The 15,479-nt window shown below is 35.0% G+C and carries 17 protein-coding genes; 9 read left to right on the forward strand and 8 right to left on the reverse strand.

Annotated features, from left to right (window positions below; genetic code table 11):
- Nucleotides 1-115 precede the first annotated feature (115 nt).
- The 5 genes from IQ237_RS11530 to IQ237_RS11550 all read left to right on the forward strand — a co-directional run bounded on the left by IQ237_RS11530 (nt 116) and on the right by IQ237_RS11550 (nt 4,219).
- Nucleotides 116-1,081, forward strand: coding sequence for a chlorophyll a/b binding light-harvesting protein (locus IQ237_RS11530; protein WP_194055293.1), 966 nt, complete (start codon nt 116-118; stop codon nt 1,079-1,081).
- Between the two features lie 138 nt (nt 1,082-1,219).
- Entirely contained in the window at nt 1,220-1,516 is a 297-nt protein-coding gene (locus IQ237_RS11535) for a hypothetical protein (protein ID WP_194055227.1), read from the forward strand.
- 86 nt (nt 1,517-1,602) lie between these two features.
- Nucleotides 1,603-1,848: a hypothetical protein gene (locus tag IQ237_RS11540; protein ID WP_194055229.1), complete on the forward strand. Its 246-nt coding sequence runs from the start codon at nt 1,603-1,605 to the stop codon at nt 1,846-1,848.
- Nucleotides 1,849-2,102: 254 nt separating this feature from the next.
- On the forward strand, nt 2,103-2,885 hold the full coding sequence (locus tag IQ237_RS11545; RefSeq protein WP_194055231.1) for an HAD family hydrolase: 783 nt from the start codon (nt 2,103-2,105) through the stop codon (nt 2,883-2,885).
- A gap of 158 nt (nt 2,886-3,043) precedes the next feature.
- Nucleotides 3,044-4,219, forward strand: coding sequence for a DNA double-strand break repair nuclease NurA (locus tag IQ237_RS11550; protein ID WP_194055233.1), 1,176 nt, complete (start codon nt 3,044-3,046; stop codon nt 4,217-4,219).
- A gap of 256 nt (nt 4,220-4,475) precedes the next feature.
- On the opposite strand, the gene ychF is transcribed toward IQ237_RS11550, so the two are convergent.
- The 5 genes from ychF to IQ237_RS11575 all read right to left on the reverse strand — a co-directional run bounded on the left by ychF (nt 4,476) and on the right by IQ237_RS11575 (nt 8,311).
- Nucleotides 4,476-5,567 carry a redox-regulated ATPase YchF gene (gene ychF / locus IQ237_RS11555; protein WP_194055235.1) on the reverse strand — a complete coding sequence of 364 codons (1,092 nt, stop codon included), beginning with the start codon at nt 5,565-5,567 and terminating at the stop codon, nt 4,476-4,478.
- A gap of 39 nt (nt 5,568-5,606) precedes the next feature.
- Nucleotides 5,607-5,807, reverse strand: a complete 201-nt coding sequence (locus IQ237_RS26260; protein ID WP_228020072.1) for a hypothetical protein — start codon at nt 5,805-5,807, stop codon at nt 5,607-5,609.
- 252 nt (nt 5,808-6,059) lie between these two features.
- The gene (locus IQ237_RS11565) at nt 6,060-6,377 is read right to left on the reverse strand and encodes a hypothetical protein (protein ID WP_194055239.1); all 318 of its coding nucleotides are present in this window, start codon (nt 6,375-6,377) and stop codon (nt 6,060-6,062) included.
- A gap of 144 nt (nt 6,378-6,521) precedes the next feature.
- Nucleotides 6,522-7,061 (reverse strand): hypothetical protein, encoded by a 540-nt coding sequence (locus IQ237_RS11570; protein WP_228020058.1) that lies wholly within the window; start codon nt 7,059-7,061, stop codon nt 6,522-6,524.
- Between the two features lie 17 nt (nt 7,062-7,078).
- Nucleotides 7,079-8,311 carry a DUF262 domain-containing protein gene (locus IQ237_RS11575; protein WP_194055241.1) on the reverse strand — a complete coding sequence of 411 codons (1,233 nt, stop codon included), beginning with the start codon at nt 8,309-8,311 and terminating at the stop codon, nt 7,079-7,081.
- A 96-nt stretch (nt 8,312-8,407) separates the two neighbouring features.
- On the opposite strand from IQ237_RS11575, the gene IQ237_RS11580 reads away from it, so the two are divergent.
- The gene (locus IQ237_RS11580) at nt 8,408-9,868 is read left to right on the forward strand and encodes an aminotransferase class I/II-fold pyridoxal phosphate-dependent enzyme (protein WP_194055243.1); all 1,461 of its coding nucleotides are present in this window, start codon (nt 8,408-8,410) and stop codon (nt 9,866-9,868) included.
- A 135-nt stretch (nt 9,869-10,003) separates the two neighbouring features.
- Here the strand turns inward: IQ237_RS11580 and trpC are convergent, their stop codons facing one another.
- Both trpC and IQ237_RS11590 read right to left on the reverse strand, forming a co-directional pair.
- Nucleotides 10,004-10,879, reverse strand: a complete 876-nt coding sequence (gene trpC / locus IQ237_RS11585) for an indole-3-glycerol phosphate synthase TrpC (RefSeq protein ID WP_194055245.1) — start codon at nt 10,877-10,879, stop codon at nt 10,004-10,006.
- Nucleotides 10,880-11,128: 249 nt separating this feature from the next.
- The gene (locus tag IQ237_RS11590) at nt 11,129-11,410 is read right to left on the reverse strand and encodes a HetP family heterocyst commitment protein (protein ID WP_194055247.1); all 282 of its coding nucleotides are present in this window, start codon (nt 11,408-11,410) and stop codon (nt 11,129-11,131) included.
- Between the two features lie 1,247 nt (nt 11,411-12,657).
- Between IQ237_RS11590 and IQ237_RS11595 the strand changes: the two genes are divergently transcribed.
- The 3 genes from IQ237_RS11595 (at nt 12,658) to IQ237_RS26265 (ending at nt 15,063) form a co-directional block, all read left to right on the forward strand.
- Entirely contained in the window at nt 12,658-13,800 is a 1,143-nt protein-coding gene (locus IQ237_RS11595) for a PAS domain-containing sensor histidine kinase (protein WP_194055248.1), read from the forward strand.
- 219 nt (nt 13,801-14,019) lie between these two features.
- Nucleotides 14,020-14,895 (forward strand): DNA-binding response regulator, encoded by an 876-nt coding sequence (locus IQ237_RS11600; RefSeq protein ID WP_194055249.1) that lies wholly within the window; start codon nt 14,020-14,022, stop codon nt 14,893-14,895.
- Nucleotides 14,896-14,919: 24 nt separating this feature from the next.
- A complete protein-coding gene (locus tag IQ237_RS26265) occupies nt 14,920-15,063 on the forward strand; it encodes a hypothetical protein (protein ID WP_228020061.1) in 144 nt (47 codons plus the stop codon).
- A 29-nt stretch (nt 15,064-15,092) separates the two neighbouring features.
- On the opposite strand, the gene IQ237_RS11605 is transcribed toward IQ237_RS26265, so the two are convergent.
- Nucleotides 15,093-15,410: a DUF3082 domain-containing protein gene (locus IQ237_RS11605; RefSeq protein ID WP_194055250.1), complete on the reverse strand. Its 318-nt coding sequence runs from the start codon at nt 15,408-15,410 to the stop codon at nt 15,093-15,095.
- Nucleotides 15,411-15,479: the final 69 nt, after the last annotated feature.

Here is a 15,479-nt window from a genome sequence, read left to right on the forward strand (position 1 = left end):
AGTCATTAGTGCTGAGTTAATTAACAACTTGGCACTTTCCTCAAAAAGCCTTTTTCTATGGCTTAATCAATCGAACATCCAACATCTAAAATCCACAATTACCAATTGTATGACTGTGACAATTTCGACTGATAGAACCTTTGCAGCTAATACAAAATTACCTTGGTTAATTGGTAATGCCCGTTTGACAGATTTATCGGGTCAATTATTAGGCGCTCATGTTTCCCATGCTGGTTTAATTATGTTTTGGGCAGGAACTACTACTATTTCTGAAGTTCTGAACTATGTTCCTGATATACCAATGTATAAACAGGGTTTGGTTTTATTACCTCATTTAGCAACTTTAGGTTGGGGTGTGGGTAATGGTGGTCAAATTGTAGATACCTATCCCTATTTTGTCATTGGTGTTTTACATTTAATTGCCTCTGCTGTCTTGGGTGCTGGTGGATTATTTCATGTGTTTCGCAGTCCAGCAATTTTACATAATGCTGGTGGGAGAGTAGCGAAATTTCACTATGAATGGAACGACCCCAAACAATTAGGTTTAATTTTAGGACATCACTTAATTATTTTAGGGTTAGGGGCATTTTTATTAGTCCTAAAAGCTATGTTTTTCGGTGGAATTTATGATACCCATTTGGGAGATGTGCGCCTCATTTCTGACCCTACTCTCAATCCAAATATAATTTTTAGCTACCTATTTGGGATGAAAGATGGTAGCTGGAATATTTTGGGAATTGCCAGTGTAGACAATTTAGAAGATGTCATTGGTGGTCATATTTGGATTGGTTTAATTCTCATTTTTGGTGGCATTTGGCATATTGTTGTTAAACCTTTTGCTTGGGTGAGAAAAATTTTACCCATAGAAAATGGTGAAGAAATTCTCGCTTATAGTTTGCTTGGTTTAGCTTTAATGGCTTGGATTTCTGCCAGTTTTATCGGTTACAACAATACGGTTTTTCCAGTAGAGTTTTACGGTTCAGAACGTCTTGGTATGGCTAATATTCAATTCTTTTTGGGAATAGTAGCCTTCTTAGGTTATGTTTGGCATACTTGGCGTTCTCGTAGTATCTCTTCATAACTTAAAGTTTTCTCATTAAAGTTTCCTCAACATCAGCTAGTCATATTTTCGGCCTGCGGTTAATAGCAGTTGACTGTGGGCAGTTTCTTAAATTATATTTTCCCTAATCATCAGAAAAACAAGGAGTAATCACTATTTATGGCTGTCATTTTTTGCGCTTTCTCTGCTTGGATCATGACGATATTACTACTTTGTAGCATTTGGTTAACTGTCAAAAAAGGCATCAATTATCTACAGAAATTACATCAAATTCCTTGTCATAATTGTGAATATTTCACTAATGATTATCGTCTCAAATGTACCGTCCATCCTTGCAAAGCTTGTTGTGAACAGGCTATTGGCTGTGTTGATTTTGAGCCAAAAACTGCTGCTTGTAACGCTACTCAAAAAGGACGTATTTGGAAAGTAGGAAAAAGTCATTTACAGCATGATTAAAACACTAAGATTAAAATTTTGATTCTATTCCTCAATATCTAGCATCTTAATATGTAAATTTGTTACCTGATTCTGAATAAATCCCTATGAATACTAACTCTGATTTCCTCTGTGAATTATGTGATTTTTTGTATCCTCGTCATCCCTATCATGGTCAGTTAAAGGAAGAATATTTATTATTCAATGGACATCTGCAAGAGTTTTCTCAACGAGTAAACTACATTTGTAATTTACAAACCGGTGGTAAAATTTCTCCAGAGGAAGCTTACAAACAGATACATTTGCTTTGGAAGCAATTAAAACGGAATAAAAAACAAATTCAATTTGATTAATTTAGGACTTACGCTAGATTGGACTAAAACCCTGATTCTTGCGTAGGGGTAATTCATGAATTACCCCTAATTTCGTTCTGTTTTGCGTAAGTCCTGTAATTAAGATTTGTTAAATTGGTGTTATGTCTATTTAGCAGGAGGTATAAAGTTTTAATGTAAAAAGCTGACGGATAGCTGTTCCCTATTGATAACTGATACAAAAAATTATTGCCAATTCAGGTAAGCTCAAAACAGCAGTTTTTCACATCAAAACAATGACGGTAAATAGTCCTACAATTTTAGCCTTAGACTTTGATGGAGTGATTTGCGATGGACTAATTGAATATTTTGAGGTAGCATGGCGTACCTATTGTCAAATTTGGCCATCTGTTAACGACACACCACCAGATAATTTAGCTTTAAGATTTTATCGTTTGCGTCCTGTAATTGAAACTGGTTGGGAAATGCCGGTTTTAATTAAAGCTTTGATTGATGGTTTTTCTGATGATAAAATACTGCAAGAATGGGTAAATATTACCCCAGGAATTTTAAAAGCAGATCATCTAGAAGCTAAAGAAATTATGAAAAGACTAGATGGTTTGCGGGATAAATGGATAGAGACAGATTTAGATGGTTGGTTAAGTTTGCATAAATTCTATCCGGGAGTGATAGAAAAATTAAAGATAACTCTTGCAAGTGGAGTACAACTATATATTGTAACCACTAAAGAAGGGCGTTTTGTTAAGCAGTTGTTACAACAAGAAGGGGTTAATTTACCAGATACAGCGATTTTTGGTAAGGAAGTAAAACGCCCAAAATACGAGACTTTGCGAGAATTAATTTCACAGGAAAAAATTAAATATGAAAATTTATGGTTTGTGGAAGATAGACTCAAAACCTTAGAGTTAGTTAAACAGCAATCTGATTTAAAGGATGTGCAACTATTTTTAGCAGATTGGGGTTATAATACTCAACCAGAACGGGAAGCAGGACAAAATGATAATCGGATTCGGGTAATTTCACTGGATCAATTTTCTCAAGATTTCTCTCATTGGTAAATATTAATTATCAGGTGACAGGTGACAGGTGACAGGTGACAGGTGACAGTAAGAAAATAGTAGTAGTTTAGAAGTCAGGAGTAAAAATAAATATTACCAATCACCAATCACCAATCACCAATCACCAATCACCAATCACCAATCACCAATCACCAATTATGCTAGATTTAACAAAAGTAGCGGGACAAATGCAAGGTTTAAGTCAGCATCTTTCTTCAGAAGTTGCTGAAAGTAACCGACGTTTAGAGTTAGCAAAAGAATATTTAACAAAAGCTTTTGAATGTCAACAAGAATTAATAGAACGTCAAGAAAAATGGCGCGATCGCATTCTTTTTGCTAATGCTACACCCATCGAACCTTTAGAAACTTGTATTGATATTCCTGTACCTCCTAAAGTTCATACTGTCATCGCTACCGATGGTTCACAAATTGCCCCTAACCATCACGAAATTGCCTATTGTTACTTATTAAATATCGGTAGAGTTGTTTTACATTACGGTCAAAATAAACACCCAGTTTTAGATAGTTTACCAGAAGTATTTTATAAGCCAGAAGATTTATATATCGCTCGTCAGTGGGGTTTAAGAACCGAAGAATGGATGAGTAACCGCCGCACAGCTTCGGAAATTACGGTATTAGCTGAACTAGCTTGTAGTGTAAAAACCGAGATTCCCGCTTTAGCAATGGTTGATGGTTCGTTAATATACTGGTTTTTAGATCAATTACCTATGGATGCACGCGATCGCATTTTACCCCCGATTTTAGCAGCTTGGCAACAATTACAAAAAGCCGAAATTCCCATCATTGGTTATCTTAGCGCCGCTCGTAACCTGGAATCTACAAACTTTTTACGCTTGTTAGCTTGTCCCTACCCCGTCCCTGACTGTATCAGTTATTGCCCTGATCAACTAGATCATGTACCATGTAAAAAATTTGAAAACCTGCGAGATACGACTTTATGGACAACCCAACTAAAACCAGGACAAAGAGGACCCTTATGGCGCAGTAATAACAGGATTTTACAACTTTATGAAGAACAAACAATTTATTTTTGTTATGTTCACGTAGGTACGGAAATTTCCCGGATCGAGTTTCCTGCTTGGGTAGCAAATAATTCTCAAATGTTAGATCAAGCATTAGGCTTAATGTTAGCACAAGTACAAAAAGGATACGGTTATCCTGTGGCAATTGCGGAAGCGCATAATCAAGCTGTAGTCCGAGGTGGCGATAGAAATCATTTTTTTGCGCTTTTAGAAAGAGAAATGATTAAAGCTGGTATAAAAAATATTGGTATTTCTTACAAAGAAGCAAGAAAACGGGGAAGTATTGCGTAAAATAATTGATAATTGATAATTGATAATTGATAAGCTGTACTGCATTTAATTTATATAATGTTAACAGGCAAGATGCCTGTTCCACAAGACCTAAGAATATTAAGATTATACAGTTTAGCTGCGTAACAGCTTAATGCGTAATTTTAATTTTGAAGATTGAGATCCCCGACTTCTTTTATTATTCTATTTTGAGAAGTCAGGGATCTGAATTTCATCTGTCACCTCACCTGTCACCTGTCACCTATCACCTCTTTACCTAAACATTAAATCGGAATAACATTACATCCCCTTCTTTAACAATATATTCCTTTCCTTCACTTCTCACCAAACCTTTTTCCTTTGCACCATTCATTGAACCATGAGTGACTAAATCATCATAAGCAACGGTTTCTGCACGAATAAAACCCCGTTCAAAATCAGAGTGAATCACACCTGCTGCTTGAGGTGCAGACATTCCAGCATTAATAGTCCAAGCACGGGTTTCTTTCGGACCAGAAGTGAAATATGTCCGCAAACCTAACAGAGTATAAGTAGCACGAATTAAAGATTTTAAACCGCCTTCTTTTACACCTAAAGATTCCAGAAAATCGGCTTTATCTTCTTCTGGCAATTCTACTAATTCCGCTTCCACTTGTGCAGAAACAATCACAACTTGAGCATTTTCTTGTGCTGCTACTTCTCGCACTTTTTCCACAAATTCATTACCCGTTGCTAAGTCATCTTCAGAAACATTCGCAGCGTAAATAATAGGTTTATTTGTCAATAATCCTAAGCCTTTAATAATTGCGGCTTCTTCTTCATTTAAACTGACTTGACGGACTGATTTACCTTCATTTAAAGCTGCTGCTAATTTTTCCAAAACGGTAATTTCAAATTGTGCATCTTTGCTGGTACGTGCTAGTTTACGGGTGCGTTCAATGCGTCTTTCAATTTGTGCTAAATCTGATAAACCCAATTCTAAATTAATGATTTCAATATCTCTCGCAGGGTCTACAGAACCGGCAACGTGAATGATATCATCATTTTCAAAACAACGCACAACATGAACTATGGCATCAACTTCGCGGATGTGGGATAAAAATTGATTTCCCAAACCTTCACCTTGACTTGCACCTTTTACCAAACCTGCAATATCCACAAACTCAACGCGAGCAGGTATAATTTGTTCAGAATTAGCAAGTTTGGCGAGAACATTTAACCGGTCATCTGGTACTGAGACAATGCCAACATTCGGTTCAATGGTACAAAAAGGGAAGTTAGCAGCTTCAGCTTTAGCATTAGCCACTACAGCGTTAAATAAGGTTGATTTTCCGACGTTGGGAAGTCCGACTATTCCGGCTCTTAGCATTGTAGATTTTTAGATGTTGATTGCAATTATAAGGATAATTCAAACAGGTTTCGGGATGGTTTGGGGAATTGGTCCGGGTACTGTTTGCGGTATTGGTTCGGGTATGGTTTGGGGAATAGGTCCGGGAACGGGTTCGGGAACGGGTTCTGGGAACGCAGGAGGAATGTTTGGTTGTGGAGGTGTTTCGGGTTTTGGTAAGGGTTGGGGTTCAGGGATGGAGATGGCACAGGGATAAGTCATAGTCATTTTGGCATGATGCGACTTTTCCAAACTAGATGATAACTTAATTTATTGACATCTTCCCAAATGGTTATACTCGAATTGTAAGGGAGCATCCCAATTTTGAAAAAATAACCACAGCAACACTAAAAAATCTCTTAAACTCTCTTACCTTTGTGTCCTTTGCGTCCTTTGCGGTTCAATCATATCAAGCCTTGGATCATTTTTTACGTTAGATCAAAATTAATTTACACATTTGGGATGCTCCCAATTTTAAGGATTACGATTTTCCCACAATTCTAATAACCCAACTGTTCCTACAAAAAATGTATAAATTGCATATTTAATGGGGTTGTGATTTTTAGAAGGTGCATAAAAAGCGGCGATGATTCCTTCAACAAAATGCGCTGATAGGGCAATGTGAGCAAGGATTAAAACAGGATTTAATATATTTGGTAATTGGTTGTTAGTTGTGATTGTTTCGATGTTCCATATTTCTAATCCCATTCCCGCAGTAATTAAGGGTATGGAGATGAATTTGATACCAGTGAATAGTGTTTGCTTGATAGATTTGATGTCTTTGAATCTCATTTTTCCTGTTTTTTTCTAGTGATTGCATTTTACATTTTACATTTTACTTCATTAAAGTATTAATTAATTCATCAATTTTTAAAATATCCTGAGTAATTTGTAGTACCGTATTTAGTTCAGTTGCCGGATCTGGTAATTGAACAGTCATGTATGATGTAGCTGATGTATGTGCAACAATCCCTCTTTCTTTACCAAATGTATCCATAATAGCAAGCCACGCGGGTCTAAATCATCACTATCTATCCCTATGGGTAATAATAATGCCAAAATATTGGCTTCTTTGACTCCATGATTGTTATCAATAACCCACTTAAAACTTTTGATAGCTGAATCTATTTTTTTACTTAACTTGATTTTATCTAATGAAACCTTTTTATTTCCTTTAGTTGGTGTCAGTGTTTCAGGAGGTATTTCCATCATTTGACCAGAGAATGCTAATAAACTTATTAAAGTTAAACGAGTTTCACCTGAGTTATCCCAAGCTTTTTTAGCATCTTGAGCAACTTCCCAAGCTCTATCTTCCAAGTAAGATTCAATTTCAGCATGAGCTAAAACTCTATATGCCAGAGTTCTCGCTAACTGTCTATCAGAATATAAACCGATAGGACTAATTTTAGGTAGAAATTGCTTTTTTAACCTATTTAACTCCCTGGTTAAAATCCTAAATCTAGCAGATTTTGGCATAATATTATATAAATACCCTACCTCAACCCGTTAAAAATTATCCGATTATCAACAAGTTCAGGTAGGTTAAAATCTACATCTAAAACTGTTAATAGACTTTCACCCCACAATCTCAAACGATTGTAAGTTTCTCGAATGTTCTTAGTTGTTCCTTCAATAGCTTCTTTAAAGTTACTGTTGGATGAACATAAGCTTTTAAAAGCTTCTTCAACTTTTTCCTTATTTCTTTGAGCAGATTTCCTTATAGTCTCATCTTTAAAGTAAAAAACCATTACATCTAAAATTGCTCGATTAAACTGGCTGCGGTATTTATTACCCAACCACATACGAGAAAAGTTATCTCCAAATATATTAATAGTTGTTTCTACTGCTTCCTCGAATTGATTAACTGTATTTTCAATATCATCATCTATTTTTTCCCAATCTTTATTAAGATTTTCACAAGTCATATCAAGAAATGCTTTGAGATTTCCACGATATTCAGATATAAAATAATGAAATCCTATGTAACGTAATAGTAATTCAACATCTCGCATCCGAAAATCAGGATTTGGTGATCTGAATATTTTTTTAAGAGCCTGACTTTTAATTGATTGATCATCTAAGAAATTGATAAAACTACCTGGATGTAATGCTTGTCTAAGTTCTTGAGGAGATAATGGAGTGCTTTCTACATTTAAGCGCAGGAACATTTTATATAGCAAATCTTCACTATACCAATTCCTAATTAATATAGTCCGAATAGTTTGGTTGTCTAGAGCATTAAGGTCAGAACTCAAAATAACATCATTTTGGAAATCATCATATTTTTTGCCAATCAAATCACGTCTAAACTCTAAATTTTTTAAAGCAAAAGCATTATTTGGAGTATCTTCACTTCTACCATAAAATTGAAGAATAGTTAACAATCTTTGTTTACCATCAAGAACGATAAATTTACCTTTTTCTTTTGGCTTAACAGCTAATACTATTTGTGGTACTGGAAATCCAAGTATTAGTGATTCGATAAATCTACTTTTACGAGTTATATCCCAAGCATCTCGTCTTTGAAATCTTGGAGTTAATTGGATATTATCCCGAACAAGTTGATCAAGTATTGTTGCTGTTGTCCAATCACTACCAGAAACAACTATTTCTTTAATTTGCTTTAATTCAGGAATTAAGTTACTCTGAGATTCAGGCTCAATTTCCTGATCTTCTTCTTCCTCAAAAAAAGTTACTTCTTCTTCTGTTGTAAATTTAGTCTGCATAGAGTTTAATCAGAACCTAATATAGTCTATTAATTAATTATATGCGATAATTGATCACTTTTTACCTTGAAACTTAAACGCTAAATTAACCCAAAAATGCTCAACCAAAACCAAACCCCTCTCATTGATGCTCTCAAAACTTCCATCTCCCGTCCCCATGCACCATTTTACACCCCTGGACACAAACGCGGTGCAGGAATTTCCCCAATTTTAACCGATTTAATCGGTAAAGATGTCTTCCGTGCTGATTTAACAGAATTAGCCGAATTAGATAATTTATTCACTCCTGAAAGCGCAATTTTAGCCGCACAAGAATTAGCCGCAGCAGCTTTTGGTGCGGAAAAAACCTATTTTTTAGTTAATGGTTCTACCTGTGGCATTGAAGCCGCAATTATCGCTACTTGCGGGATAAATGATAAAATAATTATGCCCAGAAATGTCCATTCTTCTGTAATTTATGGTTTAATTCTTTCTGGTGCAATTCCTATTTTTATCAATCCTGAATATGATGAAAATTTAGATATTGCCCATAGTATTAAACCGGAAGATTTAAAAGCAACTTTAGCTCAACATCCTGATGCTAAAGCTGTGTTAATGGTTTACCCAACTTATTACGGTGTGTGTGGAGATTTAAAAAGTATTGCCCAAATTACTCATCAATATAATATTCCTTTAATTGTAGATGAAGCACATGGCGCACATTTTCATTTTCATCCCCATTTACCTACCTCAGCTTTAACCGCAGGTGCAGATTTAACAATACAATCTATTCATAAAACATTGGGTGCAATGACTCAAGCATCAATGTTACATATTCAAGGAAATAGAATTAATATTGATAGATTAAATAAAGCATTACAATTAGTACAATCTACAAGTCCGAGTTTTATTCTTTTAGCTTCTCTTGATGCTGCACGTCAACAAATGGCAGTTAATGGGGAAATTTTGATGTTTCAAACTTTGCAGTTAGCGGAAATTGCAAGAATTGAAATTAGTCAAATTCCAGGTTTATCAGTTTTAGAGATCCCCCAAATTAATAAAAATGGCTTTTTTGATTTGGATAAAACCCGGTTAACTGTAAATGTTGCCAACTTAGGTTTAACGGGTTTTGTAGCTGAAGATATGCTCAATGAAATGGGTGTAACTCCAGAATTTTCATCCTTACAAAATCTCACTTTTATTATTAGCTTAGGTAACAATAAATCAGATATTGCTGAATTAGTACAAGGGTTTAAAAAATTAACTCAGATACCACAATTGACAAGTCGGTACAAAATATGTAAATATAATAACGATGCTATAATTGATCATGTTTTGTGCATTTCGCCTCGTGAGGCTTTTTTTGCTGATAGTGAAACCCTACCTTTAGAGAAAACAGTAAATAGAATTTGTGCAGAAAATATATGTCCATATCCCCCAGGAATACCGGTATTAATGCCTGGGGAATTAATTACAAAAACAGCTTTAGAGTATCTCCAAAAAATTCAGTCTTCAGGGGGATTTATTAGCGGTTGTGTTGATTCAAATTTGCAAACTGTAAAAGTAGTGAAAGTCTAGATTTCATCAATTAAATCATTCAGCAGTCAGGAGTTACTTATTTTAGATTTTGGATTTTGGATTTTGGATTATTTTTGTCAATTCCAATCTAAAATCTAAAATCTAAAATTTTCTTTCCCAGTCACCAGTCACCTATTAAACTCCTTTTTTCACCAAGTCTTTATAGATTGGAATTTTGGATTTAAATAAACTACTGACAGCAGTTTCTAAATCTTCTTGTTTGAGTAAAGAATCTCCCATCAAAACTGCATTTACACCTGCATCTGACATTAGGGATAAATCAGCAGAACTTTCAATTCCCGATTCACTGACAACCAAAATACCTAAGTTTTGTAAATGTGTTCTCCTAGCTGCCATTAATTGCTGAGTAGTGCCAAGATTAACACTAAAATCTTCTAAACTGCGGTTGTTAATGCTGATAATGCGGACATCTTCTAACTTGATCACCCGATCTAATTCACTCAAATTGTGAACTTCAACTACAGCATTCATTCCCAAATAGTGAATCACCCGCAAAAAGTTATTAATCTGCTGATCTGTAAGAATAGCAGCAATTAATAAAATTGCATCTGCACCCGCTGCACGTGCTAAATAAATTTGACAAGGATCAAGAATAAAATCTTTGCATAACAAAGGTAAAGTTATGCGATGTCGAATAATCCGCAGATGATCAAAACCACCATGAAAAAACTTTTGATCAGTCACAACAGATATACAAGTTGCTCCACTACGTTCATAGGATTTAGCTATAGACAAAGGATCAAAATCTTGTGTAGCGACATCTTGATTAGGGAATGTTTTTTTAACCTCTGCGATCAAACTAGGTTTGTAAATACTTTGTTGCAAAGCAGTGAAAAAATCTCTGACAGTAGGAGCAGCAGTTAATTGACGTTGCAAAGACGCGAGAGACATTTCTTGTTGCATTTGTGCAACTTCTAGTTTTTTCTGCCATACAATCTCTCTGAGTATGGGTTGCAGAGAATTATTAGACATAGAAATTGGGTAAATCATGATGAGAATGAATTAATAATTATTAGTTAACAGTTAAGAAATTCCCACCTTCGTTTTTCTTACAGTAAGTTATGAACAATATGGCTGGGATAACAAAACATTTTTTAATTTAATTTTCTTGGATATGAGATTGAAAACGCTTATCAATTTAATGTGCCAATATGTGGGTTTACCAAACATATCTAATACCTGAAAACACTTCTAGTAAACCCACACCTAGCTTCATTTTTGGGATTAATTAGAGTTTGATTAGAAATGAATCCAACTGGATTTGAGGTTAAACATTTCTACCTCTTTTTTAGTAGCATTTTGCTCTTGTCCAGAGCCACCAAGTAGGCAATTATTTTTGAGCAATCTGATATATGTACGGTAGGGTATATAGTCAATAGGGTTGTGTCCAGAAAAACGCAACAGCAAAACACAAGCCCAGGAATACTTGCCAGCTATAATTGCCTTAACTATTTGTTCTACTTGTTCAGTATTAATTTTCCTATTAATTTGTCTATTATAATCAGCAACGTTTTGACTCATGGTATGCACTCCTATTTGTGAATGAAATTCAATCAATAGCTTGGTAGCTTTTCCTCATATTTCAAAAATCTCAGCACAGTTGAAGTAGTAGTAGTAGATCATGCTGAGACAAACACCTGCTGATGAAAAATTTATAAACATATATCAAGGGTTTTCTCTGTTTTGATTGGGGTTGGGGGTAGACTGAACCAGCTAGAGCAGCTGTTTGGTTAAGAGATATATAGCTAAAACCACCAATACAGATTCAACCTCTTGCAGAAGTTACCTCTTTCATTAAGCCTACTCAAAGTTTCACACCGGATAAATGAACTATTTTTTGATCGATTTGTCTATTTTTTCGCTCTTGCATTTTTTTGATGATCCTTCACTCTGATAGCTTGTATTTCTAAAGATGATTTTTGACGATGGAATCAGTATTTTATATTTTGTGTCCCTCAACACATTCTTTCTTTACAATTTATATATCTTTGGTAAGAGGTTTCGTTACTTACAGGTTTTTTTTACAGAAATCTCTTCCATAGGAAGGATGACTGGGCGTATTTAGATATAGTTAAATCCTTTCTATGGTAAATTTATTACATTCTTAGATAATGTTCCCAATTGAGCAAATTTCTGAAACTTAACGCACATAAACGCACATAGAAGAGGCTGTTTCTGTCATGGGGATTTATACGCGGCTGCAAAAACTTTGCACGAAGTCCGGTTTTCCAGCCAATTTTTCGATAATCTAGGTAAAATACACATCTATTACATTTGATATGAAAGTTTTTTATAGTTTCCAGAATGTAGTCTTATCAGTAGACTCTCAAATTTTTAACAAATTTTGTGGGGGAGTTCACTAAAAATCTTACCTGGGATTCTTTTAAAGTTCAAAATTGAAAGTATGGTATTTTATTTTTACAAAAAAATACTTAATTTAGGAATAACGAACACTTATATATGCAACAAAATTGAAATAATGATTTCTTTATTGTTAAGATTAAACCTAAATTCAATCGGACTGACAAATTCATAGCATCATCAATGTTTATGAATTTTGGAGTTTGATTGAACTATTGACTTATAGTGATCCGATTTGATTCATGAATTGTTCGTGGAGGCAGGGAACAGGGAACAGGGAAGAAGGCTTTCAGTATGTACTGAGTTCTGTATGGCTTACGCCACGCTACGCTATCAAAAATCAAATAGGAGTCCTATAATACCATCCATACTATACTATGAACTAAGACTCTGGAGTAAATAGTGATATGATTTCTGGGGATTCCGGGTTAGCAAAAGTCAACTCAAAATGGAATTTACAGCCAAGCTTGGAGTCTAGATTTTGCACCTTACTAGAAGCTACAAAGGCTGGTATTTTCCTAATTCAAGGTAGAAAAATTTACTATGTCAATTCTGCGGCGGAATTACTCACCGGCTATACAAAAAAGGAACTGTTAGCAAACTTTGATTTTAACCAACTTATCAAAAGTCGCACATCTAAACCCCCAGAAACAACTAACTTGGAAGTTGAATATCAGGAGATAAATATTATTACTAAAGATGGTAAAGAACGATGGTTAGATGTTGCCATGACTCGCTTTGATGGAGGGGTATATTTTGATGTTCAAGAAGTTGAAGTCCTTACGGCTACTGATATCACAGATTATAAATTTGCACAATTGGAATTGCATCAGGCTTTAGAACAAGCACAAGAAATCAGTAAAATTCGAGCTAATCTTGTGGGTATACTCTGCCATGAATTTCGGACACCACTAAATGTTATTTCATTTTCCAATAGCTTACTCAAACGACATATAGATAAATGGGAAACAGACAAGAAATTAATATTTATTGAACACATTCAAACAGCAGTTGAACAAATCAATCAGGTATTAGATAATATTTTATTATTATCTAAAGCAGAATCAGCGCAAATTATAGTTGAGCCGCAAAAGGTTAATATTGTGAAATTTTGTCAAGATTTAATTACACAAATGGTAATCATTGATAGTAATAAATATATTAATTTTCAGAGTCAAGGCAACTGTTTAGACGTATGGATTGACCAAAAAATACTGAAACCAATTTTGAATAACTTGCTAGACAATGCAATTAAATATTCTCCCCCTAGTAGTGTGGTGGACTTAACTGTTTCCTGTCACCAAGAAAAAATACAGTTTCAGGTTAAAGATAAAGGTATTGGTATTCCCGAAATAGACCAACAAAGACTTTTTGAACCGTTTTATCGAGGTAGCAATGTTGATAATACTTCGGGAACAGGACTAGGCTTATCAATTGTCAAAAATCTAGTTGATTTATATGGAGGTCAAATCACAATGGTTAGTCAAGTGGGTGTCGGTACTACATTTACCTTAGTTCTACCATCAGTTCCCATATTTCCCATTTCATAGAAAAAAGGGCAAGAGTCTTTTGCAGGATGAATTACAGCAGCTTTCAGCTATCAGCAGTCAGCTATCAGCTTGGAAATCCTTTTGGTGTCAGGCTTTGTGATGTAAATTTGTACTTCATTTACGTCGAAACTGCTGTGTCAATTATCAATTATCAATTATCAATTATCAATTATCAATTGCTATTAATCATTCTCTCTGACAACTTTTATTGGTTTCAAAATGATACGTGAATCGTCGAAAACAATTCTTGTAATTGAAGATGATGCTATTACCCGCAATCTCTTCTTAGACAGTCTTGAGGCTGAAGGTTTTGTTACGATAGGAGCAGAAAATGGTCAAGTTGGTATTCGGCAAGCAGAAGAAAATTTACCTGATTTGGTAATTTGTGATCTGCTCATGCCAGTTATGGATGGTTACAGTGTTTTAACTCAGCTACGTCAAAATCCTCTCACAGCAATTATTCCTTTTATTTTTCTCACAGCAAGTAATTCTAAGGCTTCTATGAGAACAGGAATGGAGTTGGGAGCAGATGATTATTTAAGTAAACCTGCTACTGTCGATGAGTTGCTAAAAGCAATTTCTATTCGATTAGAAAAACAATCTTTGCTCAGATCCTGGTATAGTCAGAACTCTCATCAAGCTTCGCCAAAAGTTTCAGAATTTCCAGCTACATTAGGAAATTCAGAGTTAATCTTCCCTAATATTTCCCACCTGCAAAAAGTTTTTGACTATATTGAGGCTCATTATCACCAAGGTATTACTTTATCAGATGTTGCGGAAGCTGTTGGCTATTCTCCAGCTTATTTAACTAACCAAGTATCCAAACAAACGGGAAAAAGTGTTAATACTTGGATAGTTAAACGTCGTATGGCCGAAGCCTGTTCTTTACTAAAAAATACGAATTTGACAATTGAAGAAATTGCTACCAAAATAGGTTATCAAAATGTTTGTCATTTTTCTCGCCAGTTTAGTCACCATCACAAATTGTCGCCGACTCTTTGGAGAAAACAAAATCAATTACTTCAGGTTTCCGCATCTGCAAAACTGCAATTTATCAAATCTCGTTCCCAATTAACAAACCCTGTTTCTTGTTAATATCAGAATAATGGACAATGGACAATGGACAATGGACAATGGACAATGGACAATGGACAATGGACAATGGACAATGGACAATTACCAAACCTGGAAGTGAGAGGATTAGAAGATAGAAATTTTTTTCTTTCTTGTCCTGGGAAAAGTTCAGTTTTCAAACCTGAATAAAACAATTGTCAATTATCAATTGTCAATTGTCAATTTTTAGAGGTTGTAAACTGTTGGATTAATAATTGTATTGCCAAGGCTAACAAACCCAAAGCTACTATACCAAATATTCCCGTTCCCAAAGCCACCACACCCACCACTAAAGTACGAACAGCGGAGGCGATATTGAGGACAATTTGGTTATCAGAATGAATAGGTTTATTAGCAAAAGTGGTAGCGATCGCAATCATTAAAGAATACATCGCAAATGCAAATCCTCCTGACATTACCGCCCCAGTTATACACCTTAATGGTGTTGGTGGAACTTGTCCGGGAGTCTCTTTTTCTTTTACTTTGGGTTCGTTCATAATTTGCTCATTGGTAATTGGTAATTGGTAATTGGTAATTGGTAATTGGTAGTTGTTAAAAACTCTTAA

This window comes from Sphaerospermopsis sp. LEGE 08334 (assembly GCF_015207205.1).
Classification (GTDB): domain Bacteria; phylum Cyanobacteriota; class Cyanobacteriia; order Cyanobacteriales; family Nostocaceae; genus Sphaerospermopsis.